A 22967-nucleotide genomic window follows, 5' to 3' on the forward strand; every position below is an offset into this window, starting at 1 on the left:
CCGGGACTGCCCGCGCACCGCTTCCCGTACTGATTCCAGTACCGCTCCGCACTGTTCGGAGAGCGAGCCTGCCGCGCCCGGAAACTCCCGCAAGTTCCCGAAATGATTGCCCCGTGCCCGGCGCCACCCGTGCCGCGCACTCGACAGTGACGGAAACCCACGTGATCACCACCCAGGGCCTCACGAAGGTCTACCGCTCGCGCGGCCGCGAGATCACCGCCCTCGACGGCGTCGATCTGCACGTGCGCGAAGGCGAGGTGTACGGCGTCATCGGCCAGTCCGGCGCCGGCAAGTCCTCGCTGATCCGCTGCGTGAACCTGCTCGAGCGTCCGACCTCCGGCACCGTGACGGTGGCGGGCCAGGACCTCACCGCCCTCGCCGGGCGCGGACCGCGCGCAGGCAAGCAGCTCCGCGAGGCGCGCAGCCGTATCGGCATGGTCTTCCAGCACTTCAACCTGCTGTCCTCGCGCACCGTCCAGGACAACATCGAGCTGCCGCTGGAAATCCTCGGCAAGTCGGGGAAGGAACGTTCCGCCAAGGCGCTCGAGCTCCTCGACCTCGTCGGCCTCGCCGACAAGGCCAAGGCCTACCCGGCCCAGCTCTCCGGCGGCCAGAAGCAGCGCGTCGGCATCGCCCGCGCGCTGGCCGGCGACCCGAAGGTGCTGCTCTCCGACGAGGCGACCAGCGCCCTCGACCCCGAGACCACCCGCTCGATCCTGCAGCTCCTGCGCGACCTCAACCGGCAGCTCGGCCTCACCGTCCTGCTCATCACGCACGAGATGGACGTCGTCAAGACCGTCTGCGACTCGGCCGCGCTCATGGAGCACGGGCAGATCGTCGAGTCCGGCACCGTCAGCGAACTCCTCGCGACGCCCGGCTCCGAACTGGCCGCCGCGCTCTTCCCGGTCAGCGGCGACGCCACCGGCGCGGACCGCACCGTCATCGACGTCACCTTCCACGGGGAGTCGACGACCCAGCCGGTCATCTCGCAGCTCTCGCGCACGTACAACATCGACATCTCGATCCTGGGCGCCGCGATGGACACCGTCGCGGGCAGGCAGGTCGGCCGCATGCGCATCGAACTGCCCGGCCGCTACGAGGAGAACGTCGTCCCGATCGGCTTCCTGCGCGAGCAGGGCCTGCAGGTCGACATCGTCGGGAACACGGCCCGCGACGACCGCGCGTCCGTACTGCTGAAGGAAGGTGTGTCCAAGTGACCTGGTCGGAGATGCAGCCGCTGCTGTCCCAGGCGTGTTGGGACACCCTCTACATGGTCGGCTGGTCCACGCTGATCGCCGTCGTCGCCGGCCTGCCGCTGGGCGTCCTGCTGGTCCTCACCGACCGCGGCGGGCTGCTGCAGAACAGCCTGGTGAACAAGGTCATCGGACAGATCGTGAACATCGTCCGCTCGATGCCCTTCATCATCCTGATGGTCGCCCTGATGAGCTTCACGCGCTGGGTGGTCGACACCACCATCGGCCGCGAGGCCGCGATCGTGCCGCTCGCGATCGGCGCCATCCCGTTCTTCGCGCGGCTCGTCGAGACCTCCGTGCGCGAGGTCGACGGCGGTCTCGTCGAGGCCGTGCAGTCGATGGGCGGCAACACCTGGACCGTGGTCCGCAAGGTCCTCGTCCCCGAGTCGCTGCCGTCGCTGATCTCGGCCACCACGACCACGATCGTCGCCCTCATCGGCTACTCCGCGATGGCCGGCACGGTCGGCGCGGGCGGCCTCGGCGACATCGCCATCCGGTACGGCTACCAGCGCTTCGAGTCGAACCTGATGTGGATCACCGTCGCGATCCTCGCCGTCGTCATCGCGGTCATCCAGTTCGCCGGGGACAGCGCGGCCCGCGTCCTGCACCGCCGCGCGGGCAAGGGCGGCGAACCGCTCCGCTTCAAGGCCTGGTTCGGCCTGCCGTCCACCAGCGCCTGACGTCCATCAGCGCCTGACCGTCCACCAGCGCCTGACCGTCCGCGTTGTCCCAGGCCGTCCCCGCACCCCTGAACTCCCCGCTTCACCAAGCGGGTTGCACCACCCATGGAGAAAGGCACTTTTCGTGCGTAAGACCACCAAGATCACCGCTGCTGTCCTCGCCACCGGCGCCCTCACCCTGGGCCTCGCGGCCTGCGGCTCCGACAAGGGCGACACCAAGGCCAAGGCGTCCGACAAGCTCGTCGTCGCCGCGACCGCCGTGCCCCACGCCGAGATCCTCGACTACATCAAGAAGAACCTGGCGAAGAAGGAAGGCCTCAACCTCGAGGTCAAGGAGTTCACCGACTACGTCACGCCGAACACGGCGACCGAGGACGGGTCCGTCGACGCCAACTACTTCCAGACCCAGCCGTACCTCGAGGACTTCAACCAGAAGAAGGGCACGCACCTCAAGTCGGTCGCCGTCGTCCACCTGGAGCCGCTCGGCCTCTACTCCAAGAAGGCCAAGACGCTCGCGGACCTGAAGAAGGGCGGCACCATCGCCCTTCCGAACGACGCCGACAACGAGAGCCGCGCCCTGCGCTTCCTCGCCGCCAACGGGGTCATCACCCTCAAGGCAGGCAAGGAGTCCACGGCGACCCCGCAGGACATCGCGAAGAACCCGAAGGACCTGACGTTCAAGGAGGTCGAGGCGGCCCAGACCCCGCGCTCCCTCGAGGACGTCGACGCCGCGGTCATCAACGGCAACTACGCGCTGGGCGCCGACCTCAAGCCCGCCAAGGACGCCCTCGCCCTGGAGTCCACGAAGAACAACGCGTACAACAACGTCCTCGCCGTGAAGGAGGGCAACGAGAGCGACCCGCGCGTGAAGAAGCTCGCCAAGCTCCTGACGTCGCCCCAGGTGAAGAAGTTCATCGAGGGCAAGTACGCCGGCTCCGTCCTTCCTTCGTTCTGATGCGTACGCAGCTGATTCCCGCCGCCGTCGTCGCCGGAGCCCTCGTGCTCGGCCTGACGGCCTGCGGGGCCGACAAGAGCGGCGGCAAGGGCGACGCGAGCGGCACGCTGGTCGTCGGGGCCACCCCGACCCCGGCCGGCGAAGTCCTCGCGTACGTACAGAAGAACCTGGCGAAGAAGGCCGGACTCGACCTGGAGGTCAAGGAGTTCACGGACTACGTCCTGCCGGACACCGCGCTCCAGCAGGGCGAGCTCGACGCCAACCTCTACCAGCACAAGCCGTACCTGGACGACTTCAACAAGTCCAAGGGTGCGACCCTCGCGGCCGTCACCGAGGTCTATCTGCCGCCGCTCGGCTTCTACTCCAAGAAGACCGACGACGTCACCAAGCTGCGTGACGGGGCGACGGTCGCGCTGCCCAACGACGCGACCAACGAGGCGAGGGCGCTCGAACTCCTCGCCTCCCAGGGCGTGATCGAGCTCAAGAAGGGCGCGGGGGTGAACGCGACGCCCAAGGACGTCGCGAAGAACCCCAAGCACCTCACCTTCAAGGAGATCGAAGCGGCCCAGCTGCCGCGCTCGTTGGACGACGTCGACGTGGCGGCGATCAACAACAACTTCGCGCTCGACGCGGGCCTGAGCCCCAAGAAGGACGCCATCCTTCTGGAGTCCGCGAAGGACAACCCCTATAACAACGTCCTCGCCGTCAAGCAGGGCAACGAGGACGACCCGCGGGTCAAGAAGCTGGCGCAGCTGCTGACTTCGCCCGAGGTCAAGAAGTTCATCGAGCAGAAGTACCAGGGCTCGGTGCTCCCCGTCTGAGGGGCCCGCGCCACGCTCCGCACAGGGGGGCCGCACCTGACAACAGGGGCGGCCCCCATGTGCAGTTACGTGCCTTCATGCTGCATGCTGGGCACTTCACGGCCGACGAGTTGGACGCAGGCGGCCACGAAGGTTACGGAGCGGCCCATGACGAACACCTTCCCCGAGGTCTCCATCAGCACGGAGCGCCTGGTGCTGCGTCCGCTCGACGAGGACGACGTCCCCGCGCTCGCGGAGATGATGAACGACGAGATGGTCGCCGCCTGGACGTCGCCGCCGCAGCCGTTCACCGAGGACGCCGCGCGCCGCTGGATCTCCGAGTACGCACCGAAGGTGCGCACGGCCGGCACCGGACTCGACTTCGCCGTCACCGAATTCCTCACCCAGCGCCTGGTCGGCATCATCCAGCTGACGAAGACCAACTGGCGTGTCCGCTCTACCGAGATGTCCTACATCGTCGCCCCCTGGGCACGCGGCGAGGGCTACGCGTCGGAGGCCGCGCTCGCCGTCGCCCAGTGGCTCTTCCGAGACCAGCGCCTGGAGCGCATCGAGCTGCGCACCGCCGCCGACAACACTGCTTCGCAGCAGGTCGCCCAGAAGATCGGCTGCATCAGCGAGGGCGTCCTGCGCAACGCCTGCATAGCGCGTACCCGCACCGAGGACGGCACCTGGGCCGAGGTCCGCACCGACTTCATCGTCTGGAGCCTGCTGCCCGAGGACCTGGAGGGCGTCACCGAGCAGCTCGCCGAGGCCGGCGGCTTCACGGCCTTTTCGGACTGGAACTGACCGCACAGGCGGTCCTCAGACCCAGCAGGTACGCTCTCGGTGCCCCGCCCGGCCCCTGGCCTCCCTCTTCACCCGGCGGCACCCCTTCCCGAGTACACCCTGGAGACTGACGACGATGGCCGACCGGGTCACGGTGATCGGCTGGGACGGCTCGCCGCCGACCGCGGCGGCCCGCTCCGCACTCGGCGCCGCCACCCTCGTGGCCGGCGCCGCCCACCATCTGGCGCTGCCCGAGGTCCCCGCGCGCGCCGAGCGGATCCGGCTCGGCAGCGTCGCACTCGCCGCCCGCCGCATCGCGGGCCACCGCGGCACCGCCGTGGTCCTGGCGGACGGCGACCCCGGCTTCTTCGGTGTCGTACGCACCCTGCGCGCACCCGAGTACGGCCTCGAGGTCGAGGTCGTACCCGCCGTCTCCTCCGTCGCCCAGGCCTTCGCCCGCGCGGGCATGCCCTGGGACGACGCCCAGGTCGTCGTCGCCCACCGCCGCACCCTGCGCCGCGCGGTGAACGTGTGCCGCGCCCACACCAAGGTCGCCGTCCTCACCTCGCCGGGCGCCGGGCCCGCCGAACTCGGCCTGCTCCTCGAAGGCGTCCACCGCACCTTCGTCATCTGCGAGGAACTCGGCACCGACCGCGAGCAGGTCACCGTCGTCACCTCCGACAAGGCCGCCGACCACACCTGGCGCGACCCGAACGTCGTGATCGTGATCGGCGGTCCGGTCACCACCGCGGCGCCCGAGAACGGGGGCTGGGTGGCGGGCGGCGACCCCGACGCGGCACCCCGCGGCTGGGCCCTGCCCGCCGCCGCATACGCGGGCCCCTTCGGGGAGGGCGAGACCGAGCAGTTGCGCGCCGCCCAGCTCGCGCGGCTCGGGCCGCGCACCGGCGACCTCGTGTGGGACATCGGCTGCGGCAGCGGCGCGTTCACCGCGGAGGCCGCCCGGTTCGGCGCCGCCGTCATCGCCGTCGACCGCGACCCCGACGCCTGCGCCCGCACCCTGGCCACCGCCCGCCGCTTCGGCGTCCAGGCCCAGATCGTGCACGGCACCGCCCCGCACGTCCTCGAGGACCTGCCCGAGCCCGACGTCGTCCGCGTGGGGGGCGGGGGAGCGGCGGTCGTCTCCGCCGTCGCCGACCGGCGGCCCGCACGGATCGTCACGCACGCCGCGACACGCGACGCCGCCGAACTCGTCGGCAGGGACCTGTCGGAGCACGGATACGACGTCGAGTGCGCCCTGCTGCAATCCGTCGAACTGGACACTCGTGCCTGGACGGAGAAGGAGCGGACCGTGGGGTTCCTGCTCTCCGGGCGCCTCGGGGACCGCCACCCGTGACCCGGACGGCCCAACTCGCGCGGTAGGCTGGCCGATCGTTGTACCGCACCAGGACGTCCGGAATTCCGCCGGTCAATGTCCTGGAAACGCACCACTTTTGGGGCGTGTGTGGTACGGCGGCGACCGGAGGGCGCGCAACGTGGCGCAGTCCACAGCACGCCGTGGCCGATCACTGTGCCGCGGTCGCGATCCGGCCGGGACAATGCCTGTTGTCCGGGGCGGCTCGTGCCGCGCGGCGCGCGTGCTCGTTCTTCATGACGGGCGGACGACGCGCCGCTCCGGACAGCGGCTCGGAAGGGGCTCGCATCTCCGGCGGTCGGCCGGGGGCGGGCAGAAGTTCTCATCGATGGGCGAGGGGTAGGCATGACCGACACCGGTCAGGTTCCGGGCGAGGGGCTGCCGGAGACCGCAGGAACGGTGGACCAGCCGGGCGTTCCCGCCCCGGGTGCGTACACCTACCTCGATCCCGCCGACACCGCCGTCGAGGACGACGAGATGCTCCTCATGCCGGGCTCCCAGGGCGCCTGGGGCGAGCCGCAGGCGGCGCCGCACCTCGCACCTCCGCAGCCCCTCGGACACGAGCCGGGCCCGCACGAGATGGCGGGCCGCGACAGCGGACACCACGACCTCGGCGCCATGCACGTGCCGAGCCCCGCGCAGCCGAGCCAGGGCCAGGGCCGGCGCCCCCTGCACATGGGACCGCCGACTCCGGAGCCTCAGACCGGCGGCAGCCCGGTGCGCTCCCTCGCCGACCGCGGCCCCGCGCAGCAGACCCCGCCGCACGCCATGCCCGTGCGCCAGGCCGGCCCGCCCACCAGCGGCCCCGAGTACCTCGACATCCCGCCGCAGGGTGCCGACCCGTGGCAGCCCGCCGAGCCCCAGCCGCAGCCGCCCGCAGAAACGGTCGTCCCGGAACCGCCGCAGGCCTTCTACGCCGAACCGGCCGCGCAGTTCCCGCAGCCCCAGCCGCCCACGCCCGCCCAGGAGTTCACGCCCGCGGCCGAGCCGACGCCGGTCGCCGCGTACGTGGGCCGGGCCGAGCAGCAGGGCCAGTACGCCGCCGCGCACGAGCCGCAGCCGTACGAGATCCAGCAGCACGAGATCCAGCAGCACGAGATCCAGCAGCACGAGATGCAGCCCCAGCCGCACGGGCTCCAGCAGCAGCCGCACGAGGTGCAGCCGCCCGCTCCGGAACAGCCCCTCGGCCAGTTCGTGCCCGTCGACGGCTTCGTGCCCACGACGCCCCACCTGGCGCCGACCCCGCCGCAGGCCATGGTCGTGCCGCCGCTGCCGGAGACGCCGGACGCCACGCAGGAGCCGGTCGCCGAGCAGCCGGTCGCCGAGCAGCCGGTCACTGAGCAGCACATCGTCGCCGAGCCCGTCGCAGAGCCTGCCGTCGAGCCCGCTGCGGAACCGGTGGCCGAGCCCATGGCCGAGCAGGTCGCGGAGCCGGTGCCGGCGCCCGTGGAGAGCGGGCCCGCCGAGCCCGTCATCGAGCCCGTCGCGGCCCCCGTCCCCGAGCCGGTCGTCGAACCGGCCGTCGAGCCCGCGCCCGTACAGGCCGAGGAGCCCGCCCCCGCCGAGGCCCCGGCCCCCGAGCAGCCCGTGGAGCCGCAGCCGGTCGTGGAGCCCGAGGCCGCGGCGGTCGTGCCCGCGCCCCGCGACGGCGGACCCAGCACCGCGCCGGAGCCCGAGGCCGTCGAGCCCGAGGAGCCCGAGCTCATCGCGGTCGCCCCGGAGCCCGAGCCGGAGCCGATCCGGGCGATCGACATCGATGAGCAGCCCGAGGCCGAGAGCCCGGACGCGGAGCCCGAGCCGCTGACCGTGGACGCCGAGCCGGTGGGCGCGGCCGCCCCCGGGTACGACGACGCCGAGCGCGAGGCCGTCCTGCGCGTCATGCGTGAACGCCGCGACATCCGCAACGGGTTCCGCGGCGACCCCATCCCGCACGAGGTGCTGCTCCGCGTCCTGGAGGCCGCCCACACGGCCCCGTCCGTCGGCCACTCGCAGCCCTGGGACTTCGTCGTCATCCGCTCGGCGGAGACCCGCCGCACGATGCACGAACTGGCCATGCGCCAGCGCGACGCGTACGCCAAGTCCCTGCCCAAGGGCCGCGCGAAGCAGTTCAAGGAACTGAAGATCGAGGCCATCCTCGACACCCCGGTCAACATCGTCGTCACCGCCGACCCGACCCGCGGCGGCCGCCACACCCTCGGCCGTCACACGCAGCCGCAGATGGCCCCGTACTCCTCCGCGCTCGCGGTCGAGAACCTGTGGCTCGCGGCCCGCGCCGAGGGCCTCGGCGTCGGCTGGGTCTCCTTCTTCGACGAGCGCGAGATGGTCCGCACGCTTGGCCTGCCCGAGCACCTCGAAGTGGTCGCGTACCTGTGCGTCGGTTACGTCGACGAGTTCCCGGACGAGCCCGAACTGATGCAGGCCGGCTGGTCCAAGCGCCGACCGCTGTCGTGGGTCGTGCACGAGGAGACGTACGGCCGTCGTGCGCTGCCCGGCGAGGACCCGCACGACCTGCTCGCGGAGACCGTCTCCAACATCCGCCCGCTGGACGCCAAGGCGCTCGGCGAGGCGTGGGAGCGGCAGAAGCGCATGACCAAGCCCGCGGGCGCGCTCGGCATGCTGGAGATCATCTCCGCGCAGCTGTCCGGCCTCTCGCGGATGTGCCCGCCGCCGATCCCGGAGCCCGCGGCCGTCGCGATCTTCGCGGGCGACCACGGCGTGCACGCCCAGGGCGTCACCCCCTGGCCCCAGGAAGTCACCGGCCAGATGGTCGCCAACTTCCTCGGCGGGGGAGCGGTCTGCAACGCGTTCGCGAACCAGGTCGGCGCCGAGGTCTGCGTCATCGACGTGGGCGTCGCCTCCGAACTCCCGGCCACGCCGGGCCTGTTGCCCCGCAAGGTCCGGGCGGGCACCGCCGACATGACGACCGGTCCTGCCCTGACCCGCGAAGAGGTCAAGGCGGCCATCGAGGTCGGCATCGAGACGGCCCGCGACCTGGTCGCGGCGGGCAACAAGGCCCTGCTCACGGGTGAGATGGGCATTGCCAACACCACGGCGTCGGCCGCCCTCATCTCGGTCTACACCGAGGTCGACCCCGCCGACGTCACCGGCCGCGGCACCGGCATCAACGACGAGACCCACGCGCGCAAGATCGAGGTCGTGCGCCGCGCCCTCGACGTGCACAAGCCGGACCCGGCGGACCCGATCGGCGTCCTCGCGGCGGTCGGCGGCCTGGAGCACGCGGCCCTGGTCGGCCTGCTCCTGGGCGGCGCCTCCCTGCGTACGCCGGTCGTCCTGGACGGCGTCAGCGCCGGAGCCGCGGCCCTGGTCGCCCGCGCCATCGCCCCCGAGGTCCTCGCGGCCTGCATCGCGGGCCACCGCAGCGCCGAGCCCGGCCACGTGGCGGCCCTGAACAAGCTGGGCCTGCGCCCGCTGATCGACCTCGACCTGCGCCTCGGCGAGGGCACCGGCGCTCTTCTCGCCCTGCCGATCGTGCAGAGCGCGGCGCGGGCGATGCACGAGGTGGCGACGTTCGACTCGGCCGGCGTCACCGAGAAGTAGATGCACGACCAGCCGGTACGAAGTAGCCGGTACGTGGACGTGGGGGCGCCATCAACAGCGCCCCCACGTAGTCTGACCTGCACGTCATCGGGAGCTCCAGAGCCGTAGCCCCCTCACAGCCCGCCCGAGGAGCAGCGCCCCATGCCCGCCGCACAGCACCCCGCCTACCCGGTAGGACTCCGCCTCACCGGCCGCAAGACCGTCGTCATCGGCGGCGGCCAGGTGGCCCAGCGCCGCCTCCCGGCCCTGATCGCGGCGGGCGCGGACATCACCCTGATCTCCCCCTCGGCGACCCCTTCCGTGGACGCGATGGCGGACGCGGGCGAGATCACCTGGGTCAAGCGCCGCTACGAGGAGGGCGACCTGGCCGACGCCTGGTACGTCCTGATCGCGACCGCCGACCGCACGGCCAACGACGCGGCCTCGGCCGAGGCGGAGCGGGGCCGCACCTGGTGCGTCCGCTCCGACGACGCCGACGCGGCGACCGCCTGGACCCCGGCCACCGGCCGCACCGAGGGCGTCACCGTGGCGGTGCTCTCCTCCGAGGCGGCCGACCGCGACCCGCGCCGCACGGCGGCCGTCCGCGACGCCCTCGTCGAGGCCCTGCGCGACGGCACGGTCACGACCCACAAGGACCGCACCCCGGGCGTCGCCCTGGTCGGCGGCGGCCCCGGCGACCCCGACCTGATCACGGTCCGCGGCCGCCGGCTCCTCGCCGAGGCCGACGTCGTCATCGCCGACCGCCTCGGCCCGCGCGACCTCCTCGACGAACTCCCGCCGCACGTCGAGGTGATCGACGCCGCGAAGATCCCGTACGGCCGTCAGATGGTCCAGGAGGCCATCAACCAGGCCCTCATCGACCACGCCAAGCAGGGCAAGGCCGTCGTCCGCCTCAAGGGCGGCGACCCCTTCGTCTTCGGCCGCGGCATGGAGGAGGCCCAGGCGCTGGCCGCCGAGGGCATCCCGGTCACGGTCGTCCCCGGCATCTCCAGCTCGATCTCGGTCCCGGGCGCGGCCGGCATCCCGGTCACGCACCGCGGAGTGGCCCACGAATTCACGGTGGTCAGCGGCCACGTCGCGCCCGACGACGAGCGCTCCCTCGTCGACTGGCAGGCGATGGCCCGCCTCACCGGCACCCTCGTGATCCTCATGGGCGTCGACAAGATCGGCAAGATCGCCGAGGCCCTCGTCTCGTACGGAAAGTCGCCCGACACCCCGGTCGCCCTGGTCCAGGAAGGCACCACCGCGGCCCAGCGCCGCGTCGACGCCACGCTCGCGACGGTGGGCGAGACGGTGGTCGCCGAAGGGGTCAGGCCCCCGGCCGTCATCGTGATCGGCGACGTGGTGCACGAGAGCCCCACGCGTAACCAGCGGTAACGACAAACCGCTCCGAGCCGTTGGCACCACACTCAGGACAAGGCAGTATCGACCCGTGTCTGAACCTCAAGGTCTCATCACCATCGACGACCCCGAAGACCCGCGCCTGCGCGACTACACGGGCCTGACCGACGTCGAACTGCGCCGCAAGCGCGAGCCCGCCGAAGGTCTCTTCATCGCCGAGGGCGAGAAGGTGATCAGGCGCGCCAAGCTCGCCGGGTACGAGATGCGCTCGATGCTGCTGTCCGCGAAGTGGGTCGACGTCATGCGCGACGTCATCGACGAGGTCCCGGCCCCGGTCTACGCCGTGGCCCCCGACCTCGCCGAGCAGGTCACGGGCTACCACGTGCACCGCGGCGCCCTCGCCTCCATGCAGCGCAAGCCGCTGCCCACGTCCGACGAACTCCTCGCCACGGCCCGCCGCGTGGTCGTCATGGAGTCCGTCAACGACCACACGAACATCGGCGCGATCTTCAGAAGCGCCGCAGCTCTGGGCATGGACGCGGTCCTGCTCTCACCGGACTGCGCGGACCCGCTCTACCGCCGCTCGGTGAAGGTCTCCATGGGCGCCGTCTTCTCCGTCCCGTACGCGCGCCTGGACGCCTGGCCCAAGTCCTTGCAGACGGTCCGCGAGGCGGGCTTCAACCTGCTGGCGCTGACCCCGGCGGAGAAGGCCAAGTCCCTGGACGAGGTCGCCCCGCACCGGATGGACCGCGTCGCGCTGATGCTCGGCGCGGAGGGCGAGGGCCTGTCGACGCAGGCGCTGATGGCGGCCGACGAATGGGTCCGCATCCCGATGGCCCACGGCGTCGACTCGCTCAACGTGGGCGCGGCGGCCGCGGTCGCGTTCTACGCGGTGGCGACGGGCCGCCCCGAACTCTGACCCCAGAGGGCCGGGACGGGCCCTAGCTGGGCCCCTGGCAGCCCTGCGCCGCCGCGATCGCCAGCGCCACCAGCAGCGTCACCACCACGAACACGAAGAGCCGCTGCCGCAGCAGCCGCGGATTGGCGGGCCGCAGCTTCTTGCCCGCGCCCGTGCCGTTCGTACGCGGAGCGGGGCGCCCGGCGCCACTGCGCGGAGCGGGCCTGCTGCCGGACCGGGACGTCGTCGAGCGCGGCCCGGGAGTACCGCCGTTGCGACCGGTGTTCGGCCGCGGCGCGGGCGTGCCCGGCTGCGTACGCCGCTGGGTGCGCTCTTCCACGTAGCTCTCGGTGAGCCGCCCCGTCGGCCGGTCCACGTCCGCACGCGGCGCGGGCGGCCGCGCCTCGCCCAGCCCCTGCGCCTCGCGCGCGGCGATCTCCTTGAGCCGCAGCGACAGTTGGAGCGTGCTGGGCCGCTCCTCCGGGTCCTTGGCGAGACAGGCCCGCAGCAGCGGCGCGAGCGCGTCCGGCACCCCGTGCAGCTGTGCCTCCTCGTGGACCACGCGGTAGAGCATGACCTCGGAACTGCCGTGCCCGAAGGGCGAGTCGCCCATGGCGGAGTACGCGAGCGTCGCCCCGAGGGCGAACACGTCGGTGGCCGGCGTCACGGCCGCCCCGCGCACCTGCTCGGGCGCGAGGAACCCGGGGGAGCCCACGGCCGTGCCCACATGCGTCAGCGTCGAGGCTCCGGTCGCCCAGGCGATCCCGAAGTCGATGATCCGCGGCCCCTTCGGGGACAGCAGAATGTTCGACGGCTTGAGATCACGGTGGACGACGCCCGCCTCGTGAACGGCGACGAGCCCCTCCGAAAGGGCGGCACCCACGGCAGCCACGTCCGCGGCCGCCAACGGCCCTTCCTCGGCCACCTTGTCGTGCAGCGAGGGCCCCGGCACGTACTGCGTCGCGAACCACGGGCGCTCGGCGTCGAGATCGGCGGCGACGAGCCGCGCGGTGCACCCGCCGCGAATCCTGCGCGCGGCCGACACCTCGCGCGCGAAGCGCGACCTGAACTCCTGATCCTCCGCCAGATCCGGCCGGATCACCTTGAGCGCGACGCGCTGTCCGCGCCGGTCGGAGCCGAGATAGACGACACCCATGCCGCCGGCGCCGAGCCGTCTGTGAAGCCTGAACGAGCCGACGACGCGCGGGTCCTCGCGCCTCAGGCGCATCATCGCCATGTTCATCCCCGCTGCTGCCCGGTCTCGTCTGACGAGCCACAGCTTACGTTTACGCGGCCGACTGTGTGCTCAGGCCGCGCCCTCGCGCAGGATTCGATTGTCAGTGCCGGGTGGGAAACTTGAAAGGTGGTCAGGGAGCGCGGGAACAGGGCGGCTTGATGCTGCCCGTGCCCCCAACCACCCGTCGCAGAAGGGGGATTGGGTCCATGAAGGGTGACCGGGTCGAGATAGTCGTGGACGCCGGGGACACGACGCGCACGTACGAGGTGGTGGCGAGCCGAGCGGGCCGGAGAGTGGAGACGGCGGTCCGCAGGGGAGTCGTGGAAGTGAGCGAAGTCACCCGCTCCGGGTCCGTGGTGCGCACCGCGCGCTTCATGGCGTCGCGGGTCCTCGCGCTGGTCGAGCAGCCGGTTCCGCGCGAGGACGCGGCCGAGAGCGAGGCCCGCACGAGGCGTCCCCTCGGGGAATACCCCGACCCCCAGTAGGTTTCGGGGCCTCCTTCTCCACCCAGGGGAGTACGTGGCGTGGGAGCGCTCATCCTCCGGGAGGCCCGGCAATCGGTACGAGGGCATGACGACCCAGGTGGCCGCCGCCCATAGATTTGAAGTCAAGCGGCGGGTGCAGCACTCGTCCCCCGAGGTCAGGCACTCGCCGCTGCCAACAACTCGCGATCTGCGCGGACCCGTCCGCACAGATCCACAAGGTTCGACCGGGAGAGGATCATGGCGGACACGGCATCGCGGACGGCAGCGTTCCGCACGCGGACCCGCAGGGTGCACAGCCCCGCCACCGGCCGCCGCCACCCGTTGGTGGCCACGGCCATGGTCCTCCCTCTCGCGGCCCTTCTCGTCGTCCTTTTCGGCGGCTGGGACGCGGTGGTCACACAGGCGTCGTCCGTGGGCGTGATGCTGGGGCGCTGAGCGGCGCCTCCAGGCCCGGAAGAGCGGTCCGGGCGGGGACATCCGGCCATGAAACCCCGTGGGGACGGGGGTGCGGCGGACGGCAAAAATGCCGCGTGCAGCTGGGGAGCTGCACGCGGCATTGCCTTTCCCCCGCTACTTCCCTTCCACCACCTCTCCAGGCCCTGCGGTCACAAGGCATGCGGTGCTGCCCGCGGGGGCTCGGGCTCCTGGGTCTTACGGTGCTGCCCGCAGGGGCTTGGGTTCTTGCGCCTGCGGTGCGGCCACTCGCGGGACGTTTCCCTACGGCGCTCCGGCCCGCAGCCCGCAGCCCACGGCCTCCGTCCACTTCACCAGGGGTTGGACTCGGGGCCTGCGACTCGGGGCCTGCGGTGCTGTCGCCCTCGCCGTCTTCCCCCTGCTCAGCCTCCTGCTCTCCCAGCCTGAGCGTGCCGGTCAGGCCCGTGGGCCCAAGCCCCTTTCCGCGTCTGTCGTGTCCGCGCTCCAGGGCGCAGCCCGGGGCTCCGCTCACCAGGGAGTGGACCCTGCGTCCCGCGGTGCTGTCGCCCTCGCTGCCTTCCCCCCGCTCAGCCTCCCTCCTCTCCCGGCCCGAGCGCGTCCGCCGGGCCCGTAGGCTCGGGCCCGTGACCACGTCCATCGCGCCCGCGCTCCAGGGCACGGCCCACGCCACCCTCCACCGGGACCCGGCCCCCTGCGCATGCGGTGTCGGCGTGCTCGCCGACCGCCCCGACGGCACCGTCGTCCGGCACGGCGACACGGTCGCGAAGGCGCACGCTCCGGACACGGACCCGGCCGAACTCGCCCTCCGCCTCGCCGTGGCCGCCGACCCCGCCCTGACCGGCGTGCTCCTGGCACCGCTGCGCCCCGCGGCAGCGCCCCTGCACGGCCGCCTCGTCACGTTCTGGCCCCATGGCACCCCCGTCGACCCGGACCACCCCGAGCGTGCGCCCTGGGAGGCCGCGGGCGCCCTGCTGGCCCGTCTCCACACCACCCCCGCCGGCCAACTCCCGCCCGCGCTCCCGCCGATGAGAGGTCCGGTCAAAGCGGCCCGCGCCCTGGCCCGGCTCGCGGCCACGGCCCCCGACCACCCCGCCGCCGCAGCCGTCACCGGGGCCTGGCGCACCCTCCCGCCCTGGGCCCGCGCCGAATCCCTCTACGACCACGCCCGCGCCCTGTGCCACGGCGACCTCCACCTCGGCCAGCTGGTCCGCCACCCGGCCGGCTCGGGGCCCTGGCTCCTCATCGACGTCGACGACCTCGGACTCGGTGACCCCGCCTGGGACTTGGCCCGCCCGGCGGCCTGGTTCGCCTGCGGCCTGCTCGCCGCGGACGACTGGACCCGCTTCCTCACCGCCTACCAACAGGCGGGCGGCGCACCGGAACTGAGCGCCCCTGACCCCTGGCCCGCCCTCGACGTCCCGGCCCGCGCCCTGACCGCGCAGACCGCCGCGCTCGCCGTCACGAAGGCCGTCGAAGCGGGTCGTGCACTCGACGAGGTCGAGGAGGCGGTCGTCGACGCGTGTGCCCGAATGGTGCGCGTACCGCCCCAGTTGGGTCACGGCGCCGCCAAGTAGGGTGCGGGGGACGGATGCCGGGAAGTGTTCCGGCGAAGCAGTGCCGAACGGCGAGGAGTTGACCCGACCATGCAGTGTCCCAAGTGTCACGCACCGATGCACACGTACAACCGCAATGGCGTCCAGATCGAGCAGTGCAGCGGTTGCCGCGGGATATTCCTCGACTACGGCGAGCTGGAGTCGCTGACGCGCCTGGAGTCGCAGTGGCAGCAGCAGGTCCCGCCGGTCCCGCCCGCCCCCCAGGCGTACCCGGCGGCCCCGGCCCCGGCCTGGGGAGCCCCGCACCACGGCGGTCACCACGGACACCACGGCCACCACAAGGGCGGCTTCGGCCGGATGCTCTTCTCCTCCTGAGCAGCCTGCGCGGCCTGAGCACGAAGAAGCCCCCGGTCCGAGGACCGGGGGCTTCTTGCTGGTGCGCGATACTGGGATTGAACCAGTGACCTCTTCCGTGTCAGGGAAGCGCTCTCCCGCTGAGCTAATCGCGCGGGAACGGGCCAGACTCTATCAGGCTCCGCGAGGCGTACTGCCAGGTATTGCGTGGTCATGCGTGCGCGATACTGGGATTGAACCAGTGACCTCTTCCGTGTCAGGGAAGCGCTCTCCCGCTGAGCTAATCGCGCGGGACGGATCTGTGGAACGAACCGGAGTCCGAAGATCCAGTGCGCGATACTGGGATTGAACCAGTGACCTCTTCCGTGTCAGGGAAGCGCTCTCCCGCTGAGCTAATCGCGCATGGAGGTGGAGACGGGATTTGAACCCGTGTAGACGGCTTTGCAGGCCGTTGCCTCGCCTCTCGGCCACTCCACCAGGAGCGTAGGGGTTCGGGAAGATCCCCCACATCCTGAGCGAACGACCGGGTTCGAACCGGCGACCTCAACCTTGGCAAGGTTGCGCTCTACCAACTGAGCTACGTTCGCGTGTCTTTCCGTTTCGCTTGCGCGTCCCGGCGACGTGTTGAACTCTAGCGGATTCCCGGGGGAGGTCCAAAACGCGTTTGCGCAGCGTGCTGCGGTGCGACCACCGCGCCGACCGCTCCACCTCCACCCCAGGTCACCGTCCCGTCACCCGCCATAGACTCGAAACCGTGCACGAGCTCCCTCCCCTCGCCCGCTTCGGCGAACTCCTCGCGACCGGTCTGCAGGACGTGACCAGCGATCCCTCGGCCCTGGACTCCAGCGGCTTCTGGGCCGTCGCCGCCGACTTCGAGGGACGCCTGGTGTGCGCCCGCTTCGCCGACGTGCGCACCGAACCCGTGCCCGCCCCGCGCCCCGGCGCCTGGCACGGCCCCGCCCCGGCGGACTGGACGTCGTCGCTCGACCACGCCGCGTACACAGAGGGCGTACGACGCGTGCGTGCCCACATCGCGACCGGCGAGGTCTACCAGGCCAACCTCTGCCGCGTGCTCTCCGCGCCCGTGCCCGCGGACGCCGACGTGGATGCCCTCACCGCTCTCCTCGCGCGCGGGAACCCGGCGCCGTACGCGGGCACGATCCGGCTGCCGGAGCACGGCGTCGAGATCGCGACGGCCTCGCCCGAGCTGTTCCTGCGCCGCACGGGTCCGGTCGTCGAGTCGGGGCCGATCAAGGGCACAGGGCGTACGGAGGAGGACCTCCTGGAGAAGGACTACGCCGAGAACGTGATGATCGTGGACCTGGTCCGCAACGACCTGGGCATCGTCTGCGCCACCGGCTCCGTGACCGTCCCCGACCTGTGCGTGGTGGAGAAGCACCCGGGCCTCGTGCACCTGGTGTCCCTGGTCCGCGGCGAGCTGCGCGAGGGGGCCGGCTGGCCGGAGCTGCTCGACGCGGCCTTCCCGCCCGGGTCCGTGACCGGCGCGCCCAAGTCCAGCGCGCTGCGCATCATCGAGGAGCTGGAGACGGCGCCGCGCGGCCCGTACTGCGGCGGTATCGGCTGGGTCGACGCGGACCGCGGGACCGGCGAACTCGCCGTGGGGATCCGCACGTTCTGGATCGACCGGAGCGAGCGGGGCGACCTGCTGCGGTTCGGCACCGGCGCGGGCATCACCTGGGGCTCCGACCCCGAGGGGGAGTGGCGGGAGACCGAGCTGAAGGCGTCCCGGCTGCTCGCGGTAGCGTCGGGCAGGTACGCGGGCTAGGGAGCACGGTCCGGGCGACGTAGAGGAGTGCACGTGAAGATCTGGCTCGACGGCGGGCTGCAGGACCCGGAGGCAGCGCGCGTCTCCGTCTTCGACCACGGGCTCACCGTGGGCGACGGCATCTTCGAGACCGTGAAGTCGGTCGACGGCCGGCCGTTCGCGCTCACCCGCCACCTCGACCGCCTCGCCCGCTCGGCGCGCGGCCTCGGCCTGCCCGAGCCCGACCTCGACGAGGTGCGCCGCGCCTGCGCCGCCGTCCTCGAGGCCAACCCGATGGCGCTCGGCCGGCTGCGCATCACGTACACCGGCGGCGTCTCCCCGCTCGGCTCCGACCGCGGCGACGCGGGCACCACGCTCGTCGTGGCGCTCGGCGAGGTCGTCCGGCGCCCCGACAGCACCGCCGTGGTCACCGTCCCGTGGACGCGCAACGAGCGCAGCGCCCTGGCAGGGCTGAAGACCACCTCGTACGCGGAGAACGTCGTCGCGCTGGCCCGCGCCCATCAACTCGGCGCGTCCGAGGCCCTGTTCGCGAACACGGTGGGGCAGCTGTGCGAGGGCACGGGGTCGAACGTGTTCGTCGTCCTGGACGGCGAGATCCACACCCCGCCCGTCGCCTCCGGCTGCCTCGCGGGCATCACCCGCGCCCTCGCCGTCGAGTGGACAGGAGCCAAGGAGACCGACCTGCCGCTGTCCGTCCTGGCCGAGGCCGACGAGGTGTTCCTGACGTCGACGCTGCGCGACATCCAGTCCGTGCACCGGATCGACGACCGCGACCTGCCGGACGCTCCGGGCCCGGTCACGGCGAACGCCATGAAGACCTGGGACGAGCGGGCCGCGGACGACCTGGATCCGTGAGCCGGCAAAACCGTTGTCGTCCCCGGGGTCCGGGCGGGTAGAACAGCCTTGATGACCACGACCCTGCGGCCGACAGAGCCGCTCCAGCGCGCGGCCGACGGCACCCGCTCGCGGCACTACGCGGTGTGTGTGAACAGCCGCCCCGTCGGCACGCTCCACCTCGCCACGCAGCCCGCGGCGGGACCGGCCGTCGCCCGGATCCTGGACCTGCGCATCGAGGAGCCGGACCGGGGGCGCGGCCGCGGCACCGTCGCCGCGCTCGCCGCCGAGGAAGTGGCCCGCTCCTGGAACTGCCGGCGGCTCGAGGCGGCCGTCCCCGCGCACGAGCAGGCCCTGCTGCGCCTCGCGGGCGCCCTCGGATACGTGGAGCGCAATCGGAACATGGCGAAGACCCTGCCCGCCCGGCCCCCCGCCCCGCCCGCCGGCAGCGTCGGGCGACGCATGACCGAGGCCGAGTACGGGCCGTGGCTGGCGCTGGAGAAGGAGCGGTACGAGGCGACCATCGTCGATCGCGGCGCGACGGCGGACGAGGCCCGCGAGAAGTCCGAGCGCGACCACGCCGCGCTGCTGCCCGAGGGCGTCGCGACCCCGGACGTCCTGATCAGCGTCCTGGAACACCACGGCGAGAGCGTCGGCACGCTCTGGGTGGCCCAGCGCCCCGACGGCGCGTACGTCTACGACGTCGAGGTCGCGCCGGAGCACCGGGGCCAGGGCCACGGCCGCTCCCTGCTGCTGCTCGCCGAGGCCGACGCGATCGCCGCGGGCGCCGACCGGATCGGCCTGAACGTGTTCGCGGGCAACATCCCGGCACTGCGCCTGTACGAGTCGCTCGGCTACGAGCCGACCCAGTACCACCTCTACAAGCAGCTCCAGTGACCGCTACTGCTGCTCGGCGAGCAGCCGGTCCGCGATCTCCTCGATCCGGGCGCGCAGTCCTTCCTGGCTCTGGCCGCCGTGCAGGATCTCGCCGCCGATCTCGTACGTCGGTGTACCCGTCACGCCGATGACCTTGCCCTCGGCCTGGTCGGCGTCGACGATCAGGATGTGCCGGCCGTCGACCAGCGCGGTGTCGAACTCCTCGGCGTCCAGGCCGAGTTCACCCGCCACCTCGACGAGGAACGGCTCGCCGGTGCGGTCGAACTCCTCGACCCGGCCGAGCACGGCCTCCACGTACGTCCATCCCTTCCCCTGCGCGAACGCCTCCTCGGCGGCCTGCGCGCCCGCGAAGGAGTGCTTGTGCTTCTCCAGCGGGAAGTGGCGCAGCCGCAGCTCGATGCGGTCGCCGTAGCGCTCGCGCAGTGCGCGGACGTCGTCCAGGGCCGAGCGGCAGTCCGGGCACTGCAGCTCGCACCACACGTCAAGGATGGGGGCCGGGTTCGGGGCGTTCATGGGGCCAGTCTCCCAGGCCGGATCACCGCGCCCCAACCTGGACCTGGGGAGGAGGGCCGACCCGGAGATGTCCCTGAGGTCCGCCCCGGCCGTGGCCCGGGGCCGGGCCGACGGTGCAGGATGGAAGGGGACGCAGCGCCCCGAACGCGACCAGAATGCCCGAGCCCAGGAGGACCGGATGATTGCCGAGACCGTCTGCTCCGCCGTGTCCGTGGCGGGCCTGGGTATCGCCGCGGTCACCGCGTACCGCAAGCGCTTCCTCGCGGCCGCCCGCACGGCCGCCTACTCCCTCGTCCCGCTGGGCCTCGTCATGACGGGCGCCGTCGGCTGGGTCGTGGACACCGCCTTCAGCCCGACCGCCTGGGCGGGCTTCGGCGTGCTCGGCGTGGCCTGGCTGATGTTCCTCGGGACCCGCGCGGTCGAGCGGCGCGACGGCGGCACCCGCAAGGAGCGCAGGGCGGCGGCGAAGGCGGCCGCCCGGCGCGAGGCGGTGGCCCCGGCCGCGTCGGCCCCCTCCCTCGGTCAGGGCGTCCGCCCCGCACCCGTCGCCCAGCCCAAGCCGAAGGCGGGCGCGTCCGAGGACTTCAGCGACATCGAGGCGATCCTGAAGAAGCACGGCATCTGAGGCGGCATCTGAGCGACAAGAACCGCACCGCCGCCAGGTGTTGAAGAGGCGCCGCGGCAACGTCCGTACGCAGCACGGAAGTTCGACCCCTCTGCCTTCTTTCGCGCAGATGCCCGGGCGGGGGTCACGGAATCCGGCGAACTCCCGCTCGACCCGGGCGTGTTGAGGCACCGTCGCGTGCGACCTGCGTCATCATCACGGCGAGATGCCGGACACACAGCAGCTGGCCGACCAGCTGGACGCCGACCCGGGGCAGCCGTCGCACAGCGACCCCGCGCCGCCCACGCCCGTACACCCCGACACCCAGCGCGGCTGCCTCTTCGCGCTCTCCCAACCGCCACTGATGATCTTCCTCGCGGTGATCGGCGGCCTGCTGATGATGGCCGCTCTGCACGACCTGCTGCTGCTGTGAGGGAGCAGCTCAGCCCGCGGCTTCCTTGCGACGGGCCCGGTAGGCGGCCACGTGCAGCCGGTTTCCACAGGTGCGGCTGTCGCAGTAGCGGCGCGAGCGATTGCGGGACAGGTCCACGAACGCGTGCCGGCAGTCCGGCGCCTCGCAGCGCCGCAGCCGCTCCTGCTCCCCGGCGACCACGAAGAACGCCAGGGCCATCCCGCAGTCGGCCGCCAGGTGGTCCGCGACGGACGCGCCGGGCGCGAAGTAGTGGATGTGCCAGTCGTAGCCGTCGTGGTCCGTCAGGCGCGGAGTGGTGCCCGCGGCGGCGACGAGGTCGTTGATCACGGTCGCCGCGCTGTGCGGATCCGGGGCCGCGAACACCTGGGCGAACCGGGCGCGAATGTCACGCACCGTGGCCAGGTCGGGTTCCGCGAGCACCCCGACATCGCTGATGTCGTGCTTTTCTACGAAATCTGCCAGCGCCGCCACGCTCGCGAGGGTGTCGGACCCCGCGTCGCCCGCCTCGCTGTCCGGTGCGGTGTTCACCAGATCGACCACGGTGTCGAGCGCGCACCGGGTGTCGTGGGTGATCAGCACGATTCGCTCCCTGGCCTGGGGGGTCGGGCCGCAGCCCGCCGATGCCGGCCGAGCCTAGGGCCTGTGTCGAAAGCGGCGTCTGCGCCCCCGGCGCGTCGAGAGCACGCACCGGACGCCGCAGGGCCTGCCCTCCGGGCGGACGGCGACGCCACTTTCGACACAGACCCTAGCGCCCCCGGGCGGCGGCGGAGCCCGTGGTCACGCATCGGCGCCGCCCCCGTGGAAGGTCCCACGGTGGCGGCGCCGCTGTCTGCCGTATGCGGTTGTCGTGCACGTGCTGGCCGTGCCGTCTCCCCGAGTGGACGGCACGAGGGGCTCCCGCCCTGCTCACGCCGGCTGGGTGCCGACGCGGGCCTCCTGCGCGACTAGCTTTCCGCGAGGATGTGCGAGAGCTCCTGATCGAGGTCGAAGTGACGGTGCTCCGTGCCCGGGGGCACGGCTGCGTCGGTCCGCTTGAGGAACGACTCCAGGGCCCGCGCGGGGGCTTCGAGCAGGGCTTCGCCCTCCGGAGAGCTCAGGGCGATGCAGACGACGCCCTGACCGTGGCTACGGGACGGCCAGACTCGGACGTCTCCGGTGCCGGTCGGCCGGTGGAGGCCTTCGGCGAGGAGGTCGCGGGCAAACACCCATTCGACCGTCTCCTCGGCTCCGGTGTGGAAGGTGGCGTGCACGGCATACGGATCGGCCGTGTCATACCGCAGTCCTGCGGGTACAGGCAGTGAGGACTCGCTCGACACAACGAGGCGCAGGTGCAGCTCGCAGCTGACCGTGGTGTTCATAAGCGCCAGGGCCTTTCGCTCAGTGTGCGCTCGGGGATTCGCACGTCGGCGAAATCGACATGCCACCTACGGTGCCGTTGTAAACCCCTCTGAGGGTTTTGGGCGTCTTTAGGTAACTCGTACGGCCGAGTCTTTCTTGTTGGGGAACGGCCATTCCGGTGACGCGAATCAGTCCGGTAGGTTTGGGTCCATGAATACGGGGAGTGACGAGGCGGCCGATGCGGTCGCAGCCGATGAGGCGGAGCAGGCAGAGAGCGGGGCGAAGCCGCTGGGCTCGCGGGCGCCGGAGTTCATCCAGGCGCGCAGGGCGCTGCATCTGAGCTGGCAGGTCGGCGTCTTCATCGTGGGGCTCGCGGTCGTGGTCGCGGGCATCATCATGTTGCCGCTGCCGGGTCCCGGCTGGCTGGTGATCTTCGGGGGCATGGCGATCTGGGCGACCGAGTTCGTCTGGGCCCAGCTGGTGCTGCGCTGGACGAAGCGCAAGGTCACGGAGGCGACGCAGCGCGCGCTCGACCCCAGGGTGCGCCGGCGGAACATCATCCTGACGACGATCGGCCTGGTGATCATCGCCGCGCTCGTCGGGGTGTACGTGTGGAAGTTCGGGCTCGAGATGCCCTGGAACATCAAGCAGTGACCACGGGGCGCAGGCTGGTCTCAGGCACCCCCTGACATGGGGTAATGTTCTTCCTGCGCCCGGGCGATTAGCTCAGTGGGAGAGCGCTTCGTTCACACCGAAGAGGTCACTGGTTCGAACCCAGTATCGCCCACCCGGAACCGAGGGCCCCGGAGACTCCAAGTCTCCGGGGCCCTCGGTGTTTTGGCGTTCCTGTGTATC

The 22967-nt window shown here is 72.0% G+C and carries 23 protein-coding genes and 6 tRNA genes; 20 read left to right on the forward strand and 9 right to left on the reverse strand.

The annotated features are described in order from the left end of the window. The first annotated feature begins 161 nt into the window (after positions 1 to 161). From ACIBUY_RS36055 to ACIBUY_RS36095, 9 genes are all read left to right on the forward strand, one after another. Positions 162 to 1217 carry a methionine ABC transporter ATP-binding protein gene (locus ACIBUY_RS36055; protein ID WP_399154894.1) on the forward strand — a complete coding sequence of 352 codons (1056 nt, stop codon included), beginning with the start codon at positions 162 to 164 and terminating at the stop codon, positions 1215 to 1217. Beyond that, positions 1214 to 1933, forward strand: coding sequence for a methionine ABC transporter permease (locus ACIBUY_RS36060; protein WP_365573631.1), 720 nt, complete (start codon positions 1214 to 1216; stop codon positions 1931 to 1933). The genes ACIBUY_RS36055 and ACIBUY_RS36060 overlap by 4 nt, the downstream gene beginning before the upstream one ends. A gap of 124 nt (positions 1934 to 2057) precedes the next feature. Beyond that, entirely contained in the window at positions 2058 to 2888 is an 831-nt protein-coding gene (locus ACIBUY_RS36065; protein WP_399154895.1) for a MetQ/NlpA family ABC transporter substrate-binding protein, read from the forward strand. Then, positions 2888 to 3709: a MetQ/NlpA family ABC transporter substrate-binding protein gene (locus ACIBUY_RS36070; protein ID WP_399154896.1), complete on the forward strand. Its 822-nt coding sequence runs from the start codon at positions 2888 to 2890 to the stop codon at positions 3707 to 3709. Before ACIBUY_RS36065 ends, ACIBUY_RS36070 begins: the two co-directional genes overlap by 1 nt. A 147-nt stretch (positions 3710 to 3856) precedes the next feature. Then, entirely contained in the window at positions 3857 to 4495 is a 639-nt protein-coding gene (locus ACIBUY_RS36075; RefSeq protein ID WP_365573623.1) for a GNAT family N-acetyltransferase, read from the forward strand. 115 nt (positions 4496 to 4610) lie between these two features. After that, entirely contained in the window at positions 4611 to 5828 is a 1218-nt protein-coding gene (gene cbiE, locus ACIBUY_RS36080) for a precorrin-6y C5,15-methyltransferase (decarboxylating) subunit CbiE (RefSeq protein ID WP_399154897.1), read from the forward strand. Positions 5829 to 6191: 363 nt separating this feature from the next. Further along, entirely contained in the window at positions 6192 to 9404 is a 3213-nt protein-coding gene (gene cobT / locus ACIBUY_RS36085) for a nicotinate-nucleotide--dimethylbenzimidazole phosphoribosyltransferase (RefSeq protein ID WP_399154898.1), read from the forward strand. A gap of 141 nt (positions 9405 to 9545) precedes the next feature. Continuing rightward, the gene (gene cobA / locus ACIBUY_RS36090; RefSeq protein WP_365573614.1) at positions 9546 to 10781 is read left to right on the forward strand and encodes a uroporphyrinogen-III C-methyltransferase; all 1236 of its coding nucleotides are present in this window, start codon (positions 9546 to 9548) and stop codon (positions 10779 to 10781) included. 55 nt (positions 10782 to 10836) lie between these two features. Further along, positions 10837 to 11664, forward strand: coding sequence for an RNA methyltransferase (locus ACIBUY_RS36095; RefSeq protein ID WP_365573611.1), 828 nt, complete (start codon positions 10837 to 10839; stop codon positions 11662 to 11664). Between the two features lie 22 nt (positions 11665 to 11686). On the opposite strand, the gene ACIBUY_RS36100 is transcribed toward ACIBUY_RS36095, so the two are convergent. Continuing rightward, positions 11687 to 12886 (reverse strand): serine/threonine-protein kinase, encoded by a 1200-nt coding sequence (locus ACIBUY_RS36100; protein WP_365573608.1) that lies wholly within the window; start codon positions 12884 to 12886, stop codon positions 11687 to 11689. Positions 12887 to 13086: 200 nt separating this feature from the next. Here ACIBUY_RS36100 and ACIBUY_RS36105 point away from each other — a divergent pair, with 200 nt between their 5' ends. From ACIBUY_RS36105 to ACIBUY_RS36120, 4 genes are all read left to right on the forward strand, one after another. Continuing rightward, positions 13087 to 13365, forward strand: a complete 279-nt coding sequence (locus ACIBUY_RS36105; protein WP_365573605.1) for a hypothetical protein — start codon at positions 13087 to 13089, stop codon at positions 13363 to 13365. Between the two features lie 237 nt (positions 13366 to 13602). Further along, positions 13603 to 13800: a hypothetical protein gene (locus ACIBUY_RS36110; RefSeq protein WP_365573602.1), complete on the forward strand. Its 198-nt coding sequence runs from the start codon at positions 13603 to 13605 to the stop codon at positions 13798 to 13800. Positions 13801 to 14423: 623 nt separating this feature from the next. After that, a complete protein-coding gene (locus ACIBUY_RS36115; protein ID WP_399154899.1) occupies positions 14424 to 15374 on the forward strand; it encodes a phosphotransferase family protein in 951 nt (316 codons plus the stop codon). A gap of 69 nt (positions 15375 to 15443) precedes the next feature. Then, complete coding sequence (locus ACIBUY_RS36120) at positions 15444 to 15728, forward strand: zf-TFIIB domain-containing protein (RefSeq protein WP_365573596.1); 285 nt, start codon at positions 15444 to 15446, stop codon at positions 15726 to 15728. Positions 15729 to 15787: 59 nt separating this feature from the next. Here ACIBUY_RS36120 and ACIBUY_RS36125 read toward each other — a convergent pair. The 5 genes from ACIBUY_RS36125 to ACIBUY_RS36145 all read right to left on the reverse strand — a co-directional run bounded on the left by ACIBUY_RS36125 (position 15788) and on the right by ACIBUY_RS36145 (position 16294). Continuing rightward, positions 15788 to 15862, reverse strand: a tRNA-Val gene (locus ACIBUY_RS36125). A 63-nt stretch (positions 15863 to 15925) separates the two neighbouring features. After that, positions 15926 to 15997: transfer RNA gene (locus ACIBUY_RS36130), tRNA-Val, on the reverse strand. A 40-nt stretch (positions 15998 to 16037) separates the two neighbouring features. Next, positions 16038 to 16109, reverse strand: a tRNA-Val gene (locus ACIBUY_RS36135). Position 16110: 1 nt separating this feature from the next. Next, a tRNA-Cys gene (locus ACIBUY_RS36140) sits at positions 16111 to 16184 on the reverse strand. Positions 16185 to 16221: 37 nt separating this feature from the next. Then, positions 16222 to 16294 (reverse strand) — tRNA-Gly (locus ACIBUY_RS36145). Between the two features lie 167 nt (positions 16295 to 16461). Here ACIBUY_RS36145 and ACIBUY_RS36150 point away from each other — a divergent pair. Genes ACIBUY_RS36150 through ACIBUY_RS36160 form a run of 3 tightly spaced genes read left to right on the forward strand, consistent with a single transcriptional unit; the run spans position 16462 to position 19224 of the window. Further along, positions 16462 to 17493, forward strand: coding sequence for a chorismate-binding protein (locus tag ACIBUY_RS36150; protein ID WP_399154900.1), 1032 nt, complete (start codon positions 16462 to 16464; stop codon positions 17491 to 17493). 33 nt (positions 17494 to 17526) lie between these two features. Further along, complete coding sequence (locus ACIBUY_RS36155) at positions 17527 to 18348, forward strand: aminodeoxychorismate lyase (protein WP_365573590.1); 822 nt, start codon at positions 17527 to 17529, stop codon at positions 18346 to 18348. A 51-nt stretch (positions 18349 to 18399) separates the two neighbouring features. Continuing rightward, positions 18400 to 19224, forward strand: coding sequence for a GNAT family N-acetyltransferase (locus ACIBUY_RS36160; RefSeq protein ID WP_399154901.1), 825 nt, complete (start codon positions 18400 to 18402; stop codon positions 19222 to 19224). A 3-nt stretch (positions 19225 to 19227) separates the two neighbouring features. Here ACIBUY_RS36160 and ACIBUY_RS36165 read toward each other — a convergent pair whose 3' ends face one another. Further along, positions 19228 to 19737, reverse strand: a complete 510-nt coding sequence (locus ACIBUY_RS36165) for a DsbA family protein (protein WP_399154902.1) — start codon at positions 19735 to 19737, stop codon at positions 19228 to 19230. Between the two features lie 178 nt (positions 19738 to 19915). On the opposite strand from ACIBUY_RS36165, the gene ACIBUY_RS36170 reads away from it, so the two are divergent. Both ACIBUY_RS36170 and ACIBUY_RS36175 read left to right on the forward strand, forming a co-directional pair. Beyond that, on the forward strand, positions 19916 to 20362 hold the full coding sequence (locus tag ACIBUY_RS36170) for a hypothetical protein (RefSeq protein WP_399154903.1): 447 nt from the start codon (positions 19916 to 19918) through the stop codon (positions 20360 to 20362). Positions 20363 to 20567: 205 nt separating this feature from the next. Further along, positions 20568 to 20774, forward strand: coding sequence for a hypothetical protein (locus ACIBUY_RS36175; RefSeq protein WP_365573578.1), 207 nt, complete (start codon positions 20568 to 20570; stop codon positions 20772 to 20774). Positions 20775 to 20783: 9 nt separating this feature from the next. On the opposite strand, the gene ACIBUY_RS36180 is transcribed toward ACIBUY_RS36175, so the two are convergent. Both ACIBUY_RS36180 and ACIBUY_RS36185 read right to left on the reverse strand, forming a co-directional pair. Next, positions 20784 to 21353: a CGNR zinc finger domain-containing protein gene (locus ACIBUY_RS36180; protein WP_365573575.1), complete on the reverse strand. Its 570-nt coding sequence runs from the start codon at positions 21351 to 21353 to the stop codon at positions 20784 to 20786. Between the two features lie 365 nt (positions 21354 to 21718). Next, the gene (locus ACIBUY_RS36185; RefSeq protein ID WP_004002642.1) at positions 21719 to 22132 is read right to left on the reverse strand and encodes an SsgA family sporulation/cell division regulator; all 414 of its coding nucleotides are present in this window, start codon (positions 22130 to 22132) and stop codon (positions 21719 to 21721) included. A 190-nt stretch (positions 22133 to 22322) separates the two neighbouring features. On the opposite strand from ACIBUY_RS36185, the gene ACIBUY_RS36190 reads away from it, so the two are divergent. Continuing rightward, positions 22323 to 22766, forward strand: coding sequence for a TIGR02611 family protein (locus tag ACIBUY_RS36190; protein ID WP_399154904.1), 444 nt, complete (start codon positions 22323 to 22325; stop codon positions 22764 to 22766). A gap of 61 nt (positions 22767 to 22827) precedes the next feature. After that, positions 22828 to 22899: transfer RNA gene (locus ACIBUY_RS36195), tRNA-Val, on the forward strand. The last annotated feature ends 68 nt before the right edge of the window (positions 22900 to 22967 follow it).

The organism is Streptomyces sp. NPDC050085 (genome assembly GCF_044460595.1).
Classification (GTDB): domain Bacteria; phylum Actinomycetota; class Actinomycetes; order Streptomycetales; family Streptomycetaceae; genus Streptomyces.